At 61.8% G+C, this 12,857-nt stretch carries 14 protein-coding genes; 7 read left to right on the top strand and 7 right to left on the bottom strand.

Features of this window, described 5'->3' with window-relative positions:
- Positions 1–37: 37 nt before the first annotated feature.
- The 5 genes from ACM6I5_RS29995 to ACM6I5_RS29975 form a co-directional block, all read right to left on the bottom strand.
- Complete coding sequence (locus ACM6I5_RS29995; protein WP_414885252.1) at positions 38–595, bottom strand: PQQ-dependent catabolism-associated CXXCW motif protein; 558 nt, start codon at positions 593–595, stop codon at positions 38–40.
- Positions 596–737: 142 nt separating this feature from the next.
- A complete protein-coding gene (locus tag ACM6I5_RS29990; RefSeq protein WP_414885251.1) occupies positions 738–1,529 on the bottom strand; it encodes an ABC transporter permease in 792 nt (263 codons plus the stop codon).
- Complete coding sequence (locus ACM6I5_RS29985) at positions 1,526–2,257, bottom strand: ABC transporter ATP-binding protein (RefSeq protein WP_414885250.1); 732 nt, start codon at positions 2,255–2,257, stop codon at positions 1,526–1,528. The genes ACM6I5_RS29990 and ACM6I5_RS29985 overlap by 4 nt, the downstream gene beginning before the upstream one ends.
- On the bottom strand, positions 2,254–3,213 hold the full coding sequence (locus ACM6I5_RS29980; RefSeq protein WP_414878462.1) for a YVTN family beta-propeller repeat protein: 960 nt from the start codon (positions 3,211–3,213) through the stop codon (positions 2,254–2,256). Before ACM6I5_RS29980 ends, ACM6I5_RS29985 begins: the two co-directional genes overlap by 4 nt.
- Positions 3,214–3,248: 35 nt before the next feature.
- On the bottom strand, positions 3,249–4,433 hold the full coding sequence (locus tag ACM6I5_RS29975; RefSeq protein WP_414885249.1) for an ABC transporter substrate-binding protein: 1,185 nt from the start codon (positions 4,431–4,433) through the stop codon (positions 3,249–3,251).
- A 157-nt stretch (positions 4,434–4,590) separates the two neighbouring features.
- Here ACM6I5_RS29975 and ACM6I5_RS29970 point away from each other — a divergent pair, with 157 nt between their 5' ends.
- From ACM6I5_RS29970 to ACM6I5_RS29960, 3 genes are read left to right on the top strand one after another with little or no spacing between them, the layout of a single operon-like run.
- Positions 4,591–4,713, top strand: a complete 123-nt coding sequence (locus ACM6I5_RS29970) for a hypothetical protein (protein ID WP_017339460.1) — start codon at positions 4,591–4,593, stop codon at positions 4,711–4,713.
- A 2-nt stretch (positions 4,714–4,715) separates the two neighbouring features.
- Positions 4,716–5,978: a histidine kinase gene (locus ACM6I5_RS29965; RefSeq protein ID WP_414885248.1), complete on the top strand. Its 1,263-nt coding sequence runs from the start codon at positions 4,716–4,718 to the stop codon at positions 5,976–5,978.
- Complete coding sequence (locus ACM6I5_RS29960) at positions 5,975–6,613, top strand: response regulator transcription factor (protein ID WP_017339458.1); 639 nt, start codon at positions 5,975–5,977, stop codon at positions 6,611–6,613. Before ACM6I5_RS29965 ends, ACM6I5_RS29960 begins: the two co-directional genes overlap by 4 nt.
- A gap of 141 nt (positions 6,614–6,754) precedes the next feature.
- Here ACM6I5_RS29960 and ACM6I5_RS29955 read toward each other — a convergent pair whose 3' ends face one another.
- Positions 6,755–7,405 carry a pentapeptide repeat-containing protein gene (locus ACM6I5_RS29955; protein WP_414885247.1) on the bottom strand — a complete coding sequence of 217 codons (651 nt, stop codon included), beginning with the start codon at positions 7,403–7,405 and terminating at the stop codon, positions 6,755–6,757.
- A 232-nt stretch (positions 7,406–7,637) separates the two neighbouring features.
- The gene (exaA, locus tag ACM6I5_RS29950; RefSeq protein WP_414885246.1) at positions 7,638–9,530 is read right to left on the bottom strand and encodes a quinoprotein ethanol dehydrogenase; all 1,893 of its coding nucleotides are present in this window, start codon (positions 9,528–9,530) and stop codon (positions 7,638–7,640) included.
- A gap of 254 nt (positions 9,531–9,784) precedes the next feature.
- Here exaA and pedF point away from each other — a divergent pair, with 254 nt between their 5' ends.
- From pedF to ACM6I5_RS29930, 4 genes are read left to right on the top strand one after another with little or no spacing between them, the layout of a single operon-like run.
- A complete protein-coding gene (pedF, locus tag ACM6I5_RS29945; RefSeq protein ID WP_017339455.1) occupies positions 9,785–10,246 on the top strand; it encodes a cytochrome c-550 PedF in 462 nt (153 codons plus the stop codon).
- A 3-nt stretch (positions 10,247–10,249) separates the two neighbouring features.
- Entirely contained in the window at positions 10,250–11,128 is an 879-nt protein-coding gene (locus tag ACM6I5_RS29940; protein ID WP_017339454.1) for a substrate-binding periplasmic protein, read from the top strand.
- Positions 11,125–11,886, top strand: a complete 762-nt coding sequence (locus ACM6I5_RS29935; protein WP_414885245.1) for a quinoprotein dehydrogenase-associated SoxYZ-like carrier — start codon at positions 11,125–11,127, stop codon at positions 11,884–11,886. Before ACM6I5_RS29940 ends, ACM6I5_RS29935 begins: the two co-directional genes overlap by 4 nt.
- 16 nt (positions 11,887–11,902) lie before the next feature.
- On the top strand, positions 11,903–12,841 hold the full coding sequence (locus ACM6I5_RS29930; RefSeq protein WP_414885244.1) for a quinoprotein relay system zinc metallohydrolase 1: 939 nt from the start codon (positions 11,903–11,905) through the stop codon (positions 12,839–12,841).
- The last annotated feature ends 16 nt before the right edge of the window (positions 12,842–12,857 follow it).

Here is a 12,857-nt window from a genome sequence, read left to right as displayed (position 1 = left end):
TTGATTATGGTGTGGCAACAACACGCACGCGTAAAGGTCACGGAAAGGGTTCGGGCCGGGCGGGCGCCACGGGCAGGTTTGCCGCTTGCCACGCATCCAGGCCGTCGCGATACCAATACAGAGTCTTATAGCCCAAGGCGGCGGCACGTTTGACCGCGTTCCAGCTCAACCAGCAGTCGGAGCGGCAGTAGAAGACCAGCGGTCGCGCAAGGTCGCCCGCGGTCAATGTGTTCAGGTTACGCGCAAAATAGCCCTGCCAGTCGGGCGTCAGGTCGCCATCGCCGGTATTGGCCAGCCAATGACTGCCGGGCAGGTTCTCATGGGGCTGGTCTTCGATGAAGCGACCTTGCAGCCACTGACGGCGATAGACGTCGATCAGCACCGGACGTGGTGTCTGGGTGAGCAGGGTTTGCAGGGCCGGCGTATCGATGATGGACGCGCCTTGCAGTTGATTCGGGGTCGGACTGCGGTAAAGGCCGATGCGATAGCCTTCGGCGGAGAACAGCGGTGTTTCGGCCTGTGCCGCGCCCAGCAGCAGGCCCAGCGACAGCGCAGCGAGAGAAGGGCGTAGCAGACGACGTCGGGCACGCGGCATGGGGTTCAATCCTTATAGTTATGAACCCATTACATGCCAGTCTCGGTGCGTTGGGAATGCGACGATAGACAGGAAAACCAGTACTAAAGTAGTAATTTTCCCCCGTGTTCAACACGAATCCCCTGTGGGAGCGACGGTTTTGTCAGTTGGCTTTGCGCAAGGCTGCATGCTGCGGGTTGAAGGTCAGTACCGCCAGCAGCGCGAACACCAGCGTAAACCCCGCGCACACTATCAGCGCCAACGGATTGAAGCGTTCATACAGCGCAAACCGCACCAGCTCCACTGCATGGGTGAACGGGTTCACGGCGCACAGCCAATACAACCACTCGCTGGACTCACGCATCTTCCACAGCGGATACAGCGCCGAGGACAGGAAAAAAAGCGGGAAGATCACGAAGTTCATCACCCCGGCGAAGTTCTCCAACTGGCGGATGGCGTTCGACAGCAACAACCCCAGCGCGCTGAGCATCAACGCGACCAGCAACAACGCCGGCAGGGCGATCAACAGTCCCATGGCCGGTGGCTGCACGCCGTACACCCAGGCAATCGCCAGAAAGGCGTACACCTGCAACAGCGAAATCAACGACGTCGCCAACAATTTGCTGCACAGCAGAAAGGTCCGGGGCAAGGGGCTGGTTAGCAGTACGCGCATGCTGCCCATTTCCCGGTCATAGACCATCGACAATGAACCTTGCATGCCATTGAACAGCAGAATCATGCAGGCCAGGCCAGGGATGATGTAGACCTCATACGGGATGTACGTGTCGTAGGGCTCGATAATGGCAATGCCCAGGGCCGCGCGAAAACCGGCGGCGAACACCAGTAGCCACAGCAACGGCCGGACAAGCGCACTGAGAAACCGCGTGCGCTGCAACACAAAACGCAGCCATTCGCGCAGCACGATGCCGCTGAAACATTGCCAGTAAGCATTCATCGGGCGGCTCCGGAGGTGGTCAGGCGAGCGAAGGCGGAGCCGAGGTCGCCGCCGTGTTCCAGGCTCAGTGCATCGGCTTGTCCGCTGGCCACCAAATGCCCTTGGTGAAGAATCAGCAAATCATCGCTGGGCTGTACTTCATCCAGTAAATGGGTGGTCCAGAGCACACTGATGTGTTGCTCGCGGCACAAATTGCGGATGTGTTGATTGAGCGCCAGGCGACTGGCCGGATCGAGGCCGACGCTGGCCTCGTCGAGCAATAACAGACGTGGCTCATGCAGCAGCGCGCGGGCGATTTCCACCCGGCGACGATGTCCGCCATTGAGTTCGCGCACCCGCTCGCGCCGGCGTTCGGTCAGCGTTTGCCGCGCCAGTTCGGCGTCGACCCGCAGGCTGGTCTGGCGGCGCGACATCCCATGCAGCGCGGCGTGATACCGCAGGTTCTGCTCGACGCTGAGGTCCAGGTCCAGGGTACTTTGCTGAAACACCACACCCAGTTGTCTCAGCGCCGGGCGCAGCGCGTTACGCAGTGAACAACCGCCGACGCGGATATCGCCACGCTGCAAATCGTAGAGCCGGGTGAGCAGTGCGATCAGGGTCGATTTTCCTGCCCCGTTGGGCCCCAGCAGCGCCGCGAAACGCCCCGGCTCCAGGCAGAAACTCACCTGGCGCAACGCCTCGCGCGCGCCATAGGCAAAGCTCAGGTCGCTGACTTCCAGCGCGTTCATGGCGTCACCACCACGCCCCACGGATAACGCCCGACCTTCACCGATTTGCTCACTTTGAGGCTGTCGACATCGATCACCGACACATCGCCGCTGACACCATTGGTTGCCAGCAATTGCTTCTGATCCGGGGTAAACGCCATCTGCCAGACGCGGCGGCCGACCAGCAGATAATCGAGGATCTCGAAGGTTTTGGCATCGATCACCGCCACATGATTGGCCGGGCCAAGCGCGACGAAACCGTACTTGCCGTCGGCGCTGAGTTTGATGCCCACCGGCTGCACCTTGTCCGGGTGCACGCCTTTGATCTGGAAGCTCAAGGTCTTGAGCACCTGGCGGGTCGCGACGTCGAGAATGGTCACGGTGCCGCCGATTTCAGCCGAGGCCCAAAGTTGTTTGCCATCGGGCGCGAACTCGACGAAACGCGGTCGCTGATCCACCAGCGTGCTGTCGGCCAGGGTCTGGGTGCTGGTGTCGATCCAGTGCAGCATGTTGGTGGTTTCGCTGGTGTTTACCGCCCATTTGCCGTCGGGGCTGACCGCCATGCCTTCGGGTTCGACGCCGACGTTGATCTGGCCCAGCACCTTGGAAGTCTCGGTGTCGATCACTGTCACCAAAGCATCGTCCTCGTTGGAAACGTAGAGCCAGCGATTGTTCGGGTGCAGGGCGAATTGCTCGGGGTCCTTGCCTGAAGGCAGTTCCTTGATGATCTTGCGCGTGGCGACGTCCATTACCTGAACCCGGTCCGAATCGCTGGCGCAGATGTACAGCAGCTTGCTGTCGTGGGACAGCAACAGACCGCGCGGGCGCTGGCCGACCGGCAGGGTGTCGGTGACTTGCAAGGTCTGCATGTCGATCAGGCTGAGGCTGTTGTCTTTCTCGTTCGAGACCCAGGCGGTGCTGGCCACGGCATGCCCGGCAGCGAGCAGCAGGGCGCATGAAAGCAGGGTGCGGCGCATGGCAGATTCCTTATTGTTGTCGTTGTTGTGGAAGATCAGGGAAAGCGGCAGCTGACTTCGGGCTTGTCGTAACCGAGGCTGTCCATTTCGTTGAAAGGGTGCAGAAAGCCGTCCTGCGGCGAGGTGCTGACCAGCGCCCGGGGCTGGACGATGGGGATCGGCTGGCGCAACTGGCCGTTCCACGGGCGATAACTGAGCTTGCGACCCTTGAAACCATCCAGTGGCAATTGATCGCTGATTTCCAGCGTGCGGATCGCCATCGGATCGGTCTGACGCAATTTGCTCACTGCACTGGCGATGCTGCGCACGGCCATCCACGCGGCAAAGTCGCGGTCGTTCATCCAGCGCCCGGCCATGGCTTCGAAGCGCTTTTGCAATTGGGCGGCGCCGTAGGTTTCCACGGTCTTGTGCCAACCCACCGGGGTCAGGCCTTGAGTGCCGGCCACCGGGCGCGGATACCAGGTCTGGTAGGGCACGTATTCGCCGAAGTCGCCGCGTTCATCGGCCACCAGCACCACGTCGTACTCGGCAGTCTGGGTGAACAGCGGCATGTCGGCCTGGGCGCTGCGGCGCTGGTCGTTATCGAAACTCCAGGCTTTTTCTGCGACCAGTTGCACGCCGAAGCGCTTCGCCGAGCGGCGCAGGGCGGCGGCATAGGCTTGATCGTCAGCGGTCGGGCCGACGATCAGCAGCGCCCGTTGCCATTTGCGCACCACCAGAAACTGCGCCAGCGCATCGGCCAGCATCGCCCGGCTCGGCAGCGTGTGCAGCACGTTCGGCAAGCAGTCGGTGGTGCGCAGGCTGTCATCCGGGCTGCCGGCGTTGAACAGCAAACTGTCGGGCAGTGCGGCGCTGAGTTGGCGAAGGCTGGCCACTGGCGCGTTCACCACAAACAGGCGCAGACCTTGCGCGTGCTGAGTCTTGGCGGCTTCAAGCAAGGCCTCGGGACTGTCGACGTTGGCGCTGGACAGGCTGTAACTGTGGTTGAGAAAGCGCCCGGTGCTGTTGCTGTCGGTGATCGCCAGCTCGGCGCCACGCCCTCCGGCATCGACCGGCTCGGGAATCACGTTGGACAGCAACGGTCCCGGATCAGGGCGATAACCCAGGTAGCCGATCTGCACCTGCAAGGGCGCGTCGGCCGCCTGGCTCTGGGTCGCCAGCCCGGCGGCGCAGGCAATCGCCAGCACGTAGATCAGGGCGTAAGGGGCAAGCTGGCGCATAAGGCACTCCACGAGGGTTAGCGCCAGCATAGGAAGCCTGAGGACAGGATGAAATATGCAGAAAGTACCAGTGAGGCAGTACCAAGGTAGTAACTCGCCGAGGGCGGCGCGGTTTTAGCATGGACAACAACGGCCATCACTCTGGAGGAGATCGACCATGCGTATTCTCAAAGCGCTGCTCCTGCCGTTACTGCTGATCCTGAGTCTGATCGGCGTCGACAAGCTCCACAGCCCGCGCCCCGCGTCGCTGCAGGTTTTGCCCGCGACACCGGGGCGCTAGGCATGTCAGCGCTATGGCGGATCAACCTCTGGGTCTGCGGATTCTTCGCCCTGGTCACCTTTGCGTGCATGGGCTTGCTGGTGCACCAGGCGCTGGCGGATGTGGAGCGTGAGCTGCAATCCGCCGAGGCGGTGGTCGAATACTTGAGCGAAACTGCCGAGCGTGATCCCGTCAGCCTGCAACCACGGCTGACGCAAAGTCTGCGTCACGTACGGGTGCGCTGGCTCGAACCGGGCGAGGCGGTACAACTGCCGACGCAGGACGGGCTCGACGCCTGGCTCGGGCGATTGCTGTTTGCCGAGGCCCGACACCACGCGCGGGTCCTGGATTTGCAGGATGGCCGACGCGTGCAGATCGCGGTCGACCCACGGGATGAAATCGATGAAGTCTGGGATTCCCTCCAGCAATTACTGAGCCTGTGCGGTCTGGCGTTGTTGTTGAGTCTGTTGACCATTCGCTGGGCCGTGCGCCGGGGCATGGGCCTGCTCGACGAGTTGCTGCGCGCGTTGCGGCAGGTCTCCGGCGGCCAGCTCAAGGTGCGATTGCGTGCGCAAGGACTGCCGGAAGCGCAGCAACTGGCGACGCATTTCAACCGCATGACCGAAGCGCTGGAACAGGCATGCGCCGACAACACGCAACTGACCCAGACCTTGCTGGCGGTGCAGGAACAGGAACGCACCCATCTGGCGCAGACCCTGCACGACGACCTCGGTCAATACCTGGCGGGGATTCGGGCTCAGGCCTGTCTGTTGCGGTTGGTCGCCGATCAACCCGACACCGTTGAGCGCACGGTGCGTGAGCTGGAGCACAACTGCGAACACCTTCAACACGGTTTCAGAGCGTTGGTTCACGACCTCTACCCGGTGGTGTTGCAACACCTGCCACTGGCCGAAGCCCTCGGGTTGCTGGTGGAACACTGGCAAGCCCGACAAGGGATCGATTGCCGGTTACGGGTCAGCGCGCACTTGCCGTCGTTGTCCGCACCGGACAAGACCCATCTCTACCGCCTGTTGCAAGAAGCCTTGACCAACGTCGCCCGCCACGCCGGTGCCAGTGAAGTGCGGGTGCGCCTGCACCACCGTGGCGGGCGGTTGCGCTTGCTGGTGCGTGACAACGGTTGCGGTGCGCACCCGCCACAGCGACCGGGCGTCGGTTTGTATTCGATGTTCGAGCGCGCCCGCAGTCTGGGCGGCGAGCTACGCATCATCAGCCACCCCGGCGCCGGTTGGGCGCTGGCCTTGAGCATGCCTTTGGAGGCGTCATGAATATTCTGCTGGTGGATGACCATGCGGTGGTCCGTCAGGGCTACGCGAGTTTGTTGCGCGCGTTGTTGCCGGCGATGGAAGTGCGTGAAGCCGCAACGGGTGAAGAGGCGCTGACCAAGGTTCAGGAAGCCGTGCCGAATCTGGTGATCATGGATTTCGGCTTGCCGGGGATCAGCGGGCTGGAAACCACGCGCCGCCTGCGACAGCGCCTGCCGCAATTGCGCGTGCTGTTTTTCAGCATGCACGATGAGCTGCCGTTGGTGCGCCAGGCGCTGGACGCGGGCGCCTCGGGCTACCTGACCAAAAGCTCGGCGCCGGATGTATTGATCGAGGCTGTGCGGCGCATCCTCGCCGGCCACGCGTACATCGAACAACCGCTGGCCACTCAACTGGTCTGTCATCCGCAGCAGGACGCCAGTGATCCGCGTTTGCAGAGCATGACCCAGCGTGAACTGGAGATTTTCGTGATGCTCGCCAAAGGCACCCCGGCCCGGTTGATTGCCGAGCAGTTGAGCATCAGCAGCAAGACTGTCTCCAATCACCTGACCTTGCTCAAGAGCAAATTGCAGGTCAGTTCCCACGCCGAGCTGGTGCATTTGGGGATTGATATGGGGGTGGTGCGGGTGGCGAGATGATTCAATCCACGGCAAGACCCTGTGGAAGCGAGCCTGCTCGCGATGAGGGCGTAACATTCAACATTGATATTGGCTGCCATACCGTCATCGCGAGCAGGCTCGCTCTCTCAGGAGGTCTGTGTTGCATTGTCGATTCGGGTCTCACTTATTCCACGTCGTCGGGCAGCCGCTGCAACCCTCCATATTCGCATCCTGAAAATTCGCATAATGCTGGCGCGAGCCATTGAGGTTCGCCTGCTCCAGGTTGCTTTCGCCAAACTTGGACTCCTGCAAATTGGCATCGCTAAGATCCGCGCCTTTGAGATCAGCCTTGCTCAGCCAGGTCATCTCCAGGTCGGCCGCCCGCAGGTTGGCGTTGTGCAATCTGGCCCCGGAGAGCCGGGCGAATTGCAGATAGGCGCCGCTGAGGTTGGCGTCTTCGAATTGCGCGCCTTGGGCGAACATTCCCCAACCCTGAATCGCCATCAGCGTCGCGCCGGTGAAATCGGCGAGACGCAGGTTGCTCTGTTGCAGGCTGGCCCGGGTCAGGTTGGCGCCTTGCAGCTGGGCTTTTTCCAGATTGGCGAGGTCGAGGCGGGCGTGACGCAAGTCGGCATCGCGCAGGTCAGCGCCGCTGAGGTTCATGTTGCGCAGGTCCTGATTGCTCAGGTTGGCGCCTTTAAGATTGGCGCCGGGGCAGGGGCTGTGTTCGGCGATGGTGCAGCCGTTGATGATCAACGGGGTGTCTTCGCCGTCATCGGTGGCGTAAGCCGGAAGTGCAGTCAGCAACAGTATCAAAGGTAGATAGTTCATGGCAGGTCCTCGGAATGGAGAGGCGGCGGGATACACAAAACTGTGGCCAGGCAGGTTCCTGTGGCGAGGAAGCTTGCTCCCGCTCGACTGCGAAGCAGTCGCAAACCCAGACAACCCGGTATTGCTGAAGTATGGAGGGGCCGCTTCGCGACCCAGCGGGAGCAAGCTCCCTCGCCACAGAAGGGCTTGCTGAATACAGGCAAGCCCCCTGTGACTACAGGGGGGAGGCGTGTTACTTCTTCGCCACCTTGCTATCCCAGCTCGGAATCTTGAACACCCAGAACGACCCGCCCTGAGCCACCGGTTTGGTCAGCTCGGCCATGTCGCCGCCCCACAACGGCACCGCACCGCCATACCCGACGGTCACGCCGATGTACTGCTCGCCGTCCTGTTCCCAGGTGATCGGCGGCGAGACGATGCCGCTGCCGGTCTGGAACTTCCACAGCTCCTTGCCGGTTTTCGCGTCGAAGGCCTTGAAGAAACCATCGCCGGTGCCGGTGAACACCAGGTTGCCCTTGGTCGCCAGCACGCCGGCCCACAATGGCAGGGGTTCCTTGTGCTCCCACACCACTTTGCCGGTGGTCGGGTTCATCGCGCGCAAGGTGCCGACGTGATCGTCGTACATACGCTTGATGCGGAAACCCATGCCCAGATACGCCGAGCCTTTCTTGTAGTTGACCTCTTCGGTCCAGTATTCCTCTTTCCACTGGTTGCCCGGAATGTAGAACAGCCCGGTGTCCTGGCTGTAAGCCATCGGGTTCCAGTTCTTGCCACCGAGGAACGGCGGCGACACTTCAACCGGTTTGCCTTTGGTTTCGCCCGGCAGCGGTTTCGCCGGACGCTGGCCTTCGTTCTCGACCGGCCGCCCGGTCTTCAGGTCGATGTGGCTGGCCCAGGTGATGTTGTCGACGAAGGGGAAGGCGTTCTGCAATTTGCCGTTGTTGCGGTCGACGACGTAGAAGAAACCGTTGCGGTCGGCGTGGCCGGTGGCCTTGACCGCTTTGCCGTCCTTGTCCTTGTAGTCGAACAGCACCAGCTCGTTGTTGCCGGAGAAATCCCAGGCATCGTTCGGGGTGTGCTGGTAGAACCATTTCACCTCGCCGGTGCTCGGGTCGACGCCGACCTGGCCCGAGGTGTAGAGGCTGTCGTAATCGTGCGGGTTGCCATCCTTGGAGGTGCGCGCCCAGGTATTCCACGGGCCAGGGTTGCCGGCGCCGACGATGATGGTGTTGGTTTCCGGATCGAAACTGGCGCTCTGCCAAGGGGCGCCGCCGCCGTGGCTCCAGGCTTCGACCTTGCCGGTTTCGGTGGTCGGATCGTTCGGCCAGGACGGCGCCTTGACGTCACCGGTCGGGGTACTGTCCTTGCCGTTCAAACGACCCATGTGGCCTTCGACGAAAGGCCGCATCCACACTTCTTCGCCGGTGTCCGGGTCGCGGGCAAACAGTTGCCCGACCACGCCGAACTCATCGCCGGAACTGCCATGAATCAGCAGTACCTTGCCGCTGGTCTTGTCCTTGATCAGCACCGGGGCGCCAGTCATGGTGTAGCCGGCGGCGTGGTCGCCGAATTTCTTGTTCCACACCACTTTGCCGGTGTTCTTGTCCAGCGCGATCAGGCGCGCGTCGAGGGTGCCGAAGTAGATTTTGTCGCCATAGATCGCCGCCCCGCGATTGACCACATCGCAGCACGGACGAATGTTGTCCGGCAGGCGATGGTTGTAGGTCCACAGGCGCTTGCCGGTCTTGGCATCGAGGGCAAATACCCGCGAGTACGAACCGGTGACGTACACCACGCCGTCACTGACGATCGCCTGGGATTCCTGGCCGCGCTGCTTCTCATCGCCGAATGAATAGGACCAGGCGGGCGTCAGTTTGAATACGTTCTTGTCGTTGACTTGGGCCAACGGGCTCCAGCGCTGGGCGTTGGTGCCCATACCGTATTGCAGAACATCCTTGGTGGTCAGGTGATCGTTGGCAATGTCTTCCCAGCTCACGTTGTGTGTCGGCTTCGCGGGTTCGGTCGCGGCTTGGCCGGCAGCGCTCAGGGTCAGGCTGCTCACCAGCAAAAAGGCTTGCACGGCGAGGGTCAAAGGGGAAAGGGCGGGTAGCGATCTTATTGTCATGGTTGCAGTTCCCAGTGGAGGTTTTGGCCTGCACAGGGTGGTGTGTACGACGGGGTGGCGAATACGGAAAAAGTCCCGCTGTTGCCGGGAATATTTCCCATGCGGCACCTGATTTGGGTGTGCGCCACAAGCCCTACTACCAAGGTACTGGACGGCGGCCACCAAAGCAGCATGGGGCTTGCGTGAAACGCTTCCTAAGATGGTTGCCATAGCCTCTGCCAAGAGGTTTTGCGTGCAATCCTGAGGGCATAACAATGACAACAAAACGCAACGCCTTGCTCGTTGCCGGACTGCTGGCCGGCTTTATCAGTGCAGGTTCGGTCTGGGCCCACGGCAACGTGGTGCCACAAGCCGTCGAAACCAAGGGACTGACCCCGATCAAGGACGCCGGCGTGCAGGTTGATGGCGATGGCTGGGCGGCAGTAAACCCTTACCGTACGACAGCCGAGCACGATAAAGCCGTCGAAATCGGCTCATCGGCCTACAACCAGAACTGCGCGGCCTGTCATGGTCTGGAAGCGAAATCTGGCGGCATCGCCCCTGATTTGCGCATGCTCGACGTCGGCGAGGCCGGTGATGAATGGTTCGTCGAACGGGTCCGCCACGGCGCCGTGAGGGATGGCCGGGTGTACATGCCGAAGATGGCTGATTACCTGAGTCAGGAAGCCCTGTGGGCTGTGCGCACTTACCTGGACAGCGTTCACGTCGAGGAGTAATGCATGCGCCTGCTCGCTGTGTTGATCAGCGCTGTGCTGCTGTGCTGCCAGGTGGTGCAGGCGCAGATTCGTACCTATGACGAAATGATCGCTGCCGGGGAGCTGAAGGTGGCGGTCTACAAAGACTTTGCTCCCTACAGTTTCGAAGACGCCGGCCAGCCCCGTGGTGTGGATGTCGAACTGGCCGAGGCCTTGGCCAAAGCCCTTGGCGTTCACTTGAAACTGATCTGGGCGCCTGCCGGCGAGAAGCTCGACGACGACCTGCGCGACTACATCTGGCGCGCCAGCCAGTTGCACGATCTGCAACTGGCCGACCTGATGATGCGCGTGCCCTATGACCAGGATTACGCGCGCAAGCGCAACGAACTGGGCGAGCTGGAAAACGGCCATGTGGTGATGTTCGGTCCGTACCAGAACGAGCAATGGCAGGTCGCGTATGACCGCCGCCGGCTGGAGTCGGTGGGCAGCGTCGCGGTGTTCGAGCACCACCCGATTGGCGTCGAGGTCGACAGCGTGCCGTCGTTCTACCTGACCTCGGTGTTCAGCGGCATGCTCGCCGGCAAAACCCGCCACTATCCCGGTGTGCCACAGGCGTTCGCGGCCATGAAGGCCGGTGAAGTCGACGCGGTCATGGCGATGCGCGGCGAGATCGACTGGCAGGTTCACGAGGCGGCGGACCCGCAACTCGCGCTGGCGGAAAACGCCTATCCGAACATGGGCAAGCAACTCTGGGAAATCGGCATGGCGGTGCACGAAAGCAATCGTCAATTGGCCTATGCCGTGGAAGAAACCCTGGAAACCCTGATCCGTGAAGGCTCGGTCAAAGCCATTTATGCCCGTTACGGCCTGCGCTATGACGTGCCGGAGATGTATCAACAGTGAACTGGAGCGCGTTTTGCCTGTTGGCCTGCTGGCTACCCTTCGCCGCGCACGCGGCAGTCATCGAACCGGGTAAAGACCCGGTGCCGTCGGTGATGTGGGCCTTCTATCACAAGCAAATGCTTGGCGATGCGCCGTTCGTGTTCGACGAGCGGGTCAAGCTGATGGCGCCGCCGTTCGCCGAAGATGCCCGGCAAGTGCCGCTGGAAATCGACGCCCGGGCGTTCAAGGGCGAGGTGGTAAAAATCCTTGCCTGGGCCGAGCTTAATCCGTTGCCGAAAATTGTCGATTTTCAACCGCTGGATCGCGTGCTGCCGTGGCTGTCGATCCGCATTCGTGTCGAACAAGCCACGCCGTTGCGTGCAGCGGTGCTGACCCGCGATGGATTGTGGCATGTCGGCTCGACCCTGATCGATGCGGCGGGCGGCGGCTGCACGGCGCCCAGCGTGGTGCGCACCCAGCCGGGTTGGGAAGAACACATTGGCGAAGTCATCGGCGGGCGCTACCCGCGTGGCGAATACAGCCGCTTGCGCTTGCAGGTGGCGCATCCGATGGACAACGGCATGGTCAGCGGTATCCCGGAATTCTTCATCAACCATGCCGAGTTGCGCGATCACAACGACCGGTTGCTGGCCCGCCTCGAACTGTTTCCCGCCGTCAGCGAAAACCCCAGCCTGGCGTTCGACATTGAAGGGGCAGGGCAGACGCGCTTGTTGCTGCGCGACAACAGCGGCAACCAGTTTGATGCGGCCATACCCTGACTCAAAGGAGCGCGTGATGCGCTGGATGCTGCTGTTGTTAATGAGCCTGAGCCTTCCTGCGTTGGCTGATCTCGACTATTCACTCAAGCCCCGGCAGATCGCCGCAGACACCTGGCTGCTGGAAGGCAGCACCGACAATTTCGCCAAGGACAACGGTGGCAACATCGTCAACACCGCGTTCATCGTCACCGAACGCGGCGTGGTGGTGGTCGACACCGGGCCGTCCAGGCGATACGGCGAAGCGATGCGCAAAGCGATTGCCGCGACCACCGACAAACCGGTGATCCAGGTGCTGCTGACCCATCATCATCCCGATCATGTGCTGGGCAATCAGGCCTTCAGCGACGTACCGATTGGCGCGTTGGGCGGTACAGTCGAGCTGTTGAAACAGCAGGGCGATGCCATGGCCGAGAACATGTACCGACTGGTGGGCGACTGGATGCGTGGCACCGAAGTGGTGTTGCCGACCGAGACGCTGACGCCGGGCGTGCGAACTTTTGGGAATCACGATCTGCGTCTGCTGAGCCTGGGTGGGCACACGGGCGCTGATCTGGCTATTCTCGACCAGACAACCGGCGTGCTGTTTGCCGGGGATCTGGTGTTTTATCAACGGGCGCTGACCACGCCCAACAGTCCGGGTTTGTCGGTGTGGCTGGCGGACATTGCGACGCTGCAAGGCTTGCCGTGGACGCTCATCGTCCCCGGCCACGGCCCGGTCGCCACGGACGCAAAACCCTTCGAGCAAATGCGCGATTACCTGGGCTGGCTCGATCAACTGATGCGTGATGGCGCGGCCAATGGCAGCGACATGGGCGAGATGATCCGCAGTCCCATCCCTGAACGGTTCGCCAGTATCAGCCTGAGTCGCTATGAGCTGATTCGCAGCGTCAGTCATCTCTACCCGCGCTACGAGCGTGCACAAATGCCCCGAGTCGATTCCGCCGCAACCAAGTGAAAACACGCAACCCTGT

Source organism: Pseudomonas sp. IT-P171 (genome assembly GCF_949767765.1).
Taxonomy (GTDB): domain Bacteria; phylum Pseudomonadota; class Gammaproteobacteria; order Pseudomonadales; family Pseudomonadaceae; genus Aquipseudomonas; species Aquipseudomonas fluorescens_B.
This window is presented reverse-complemented; position numbering and strand designations above follow the sequence as displayed.

Coding starts and splice junctions, on each gene's coding strand:
- ACM6I5_RS29995 (WP_414885252.1), bottom strand. CDS start 595: ATGCCGCGTGCCCGACGTCGTCTGCTACGCCCTTCTCTCGCTGCGCTG.
- ACM6I5_RS29990 (WP_414885251.1), bottom strand. CDS start 1,529: ATGAATGCTTACTGGCAATGTTTCAGCGGCATCGTGCTGCGCGAATGG.
- ACM6I5_RS29985 (WP_414885250.1), bottom strand. CDS start 2,257: ATGAACGCGCTGGAAGTCAGCGACCTGAGCTTTGCCTATGGCGCGCGC.
- ACM6I5_RS29980 (WP_414878462.1), bottom strand. CDS start 3,213: ATGCGCCGCACCCTGCTTTCATGCGCCCTGCTGCTCGCTGCCGGGCAT.
- ACM6I5_RS29975 (WP_414885249.1), bottom strand. CDS start 4,433: ATGCGCCAGCTTGCCCCTTACGCCCTGATCTACGTGCTGGCGATTGCC.
- ACM6I5_RS29970 (WP_017339460.1), top strand. CDS start 4,591: ATGCGTATTCTCAAAGCGCTGCTCCTGCCGTTACTGCTGATCCTGAGT.
- ACM6I5_RS29965 (WP_414885248.1), top strand. CDS start 4,716: ATGTCAGCGCTATGGCGGATCAACCTCTGGGTCTGCGGATTCTTCGCC.
- ACM6I5_RS29960 (WP_017339458.1), top strand. CDS start 5,975: ATGAATATTCTGCTGGTGGATGACCATGCGGTGGTCCGTCAGGGCTAC.
- ACM6I5_RS29955 (WP_414885247.1), bottom strand. CDS start 7,405: ATGAACTATCTACCTTTGATACTGTTGCTGACTGCACTTCCGGCTTAC.
- exaA (WP_414885246.1), bottom strand. CDS start 9,530: ATGACAATAAGATCGCTACCCGCCCTTTCCCCTTTGACCCTCGCCGTG.
- pedF (WP_017339455.1), top strand. CDS start 9,785: ATGACAACAAAACGCAACGCCTTGCTCGTTGCCGGACTGCTGGCCGGC.
- ACM6I5_RS29940 (WP_017339454.1), top strand. CDS start 10,250: ATGCGCCTGCTCGCTGTGTTGATCAGCGCTGTGCTGCTGTGCTGCCAG.
- ACM6I5_RS29930 (WP_414885244.1), top strand. CDS start 11,903: ATGCGCTGGATGCTGCTGTTGTTAATGAGCCTGAGCCTTCCTGCGTTG.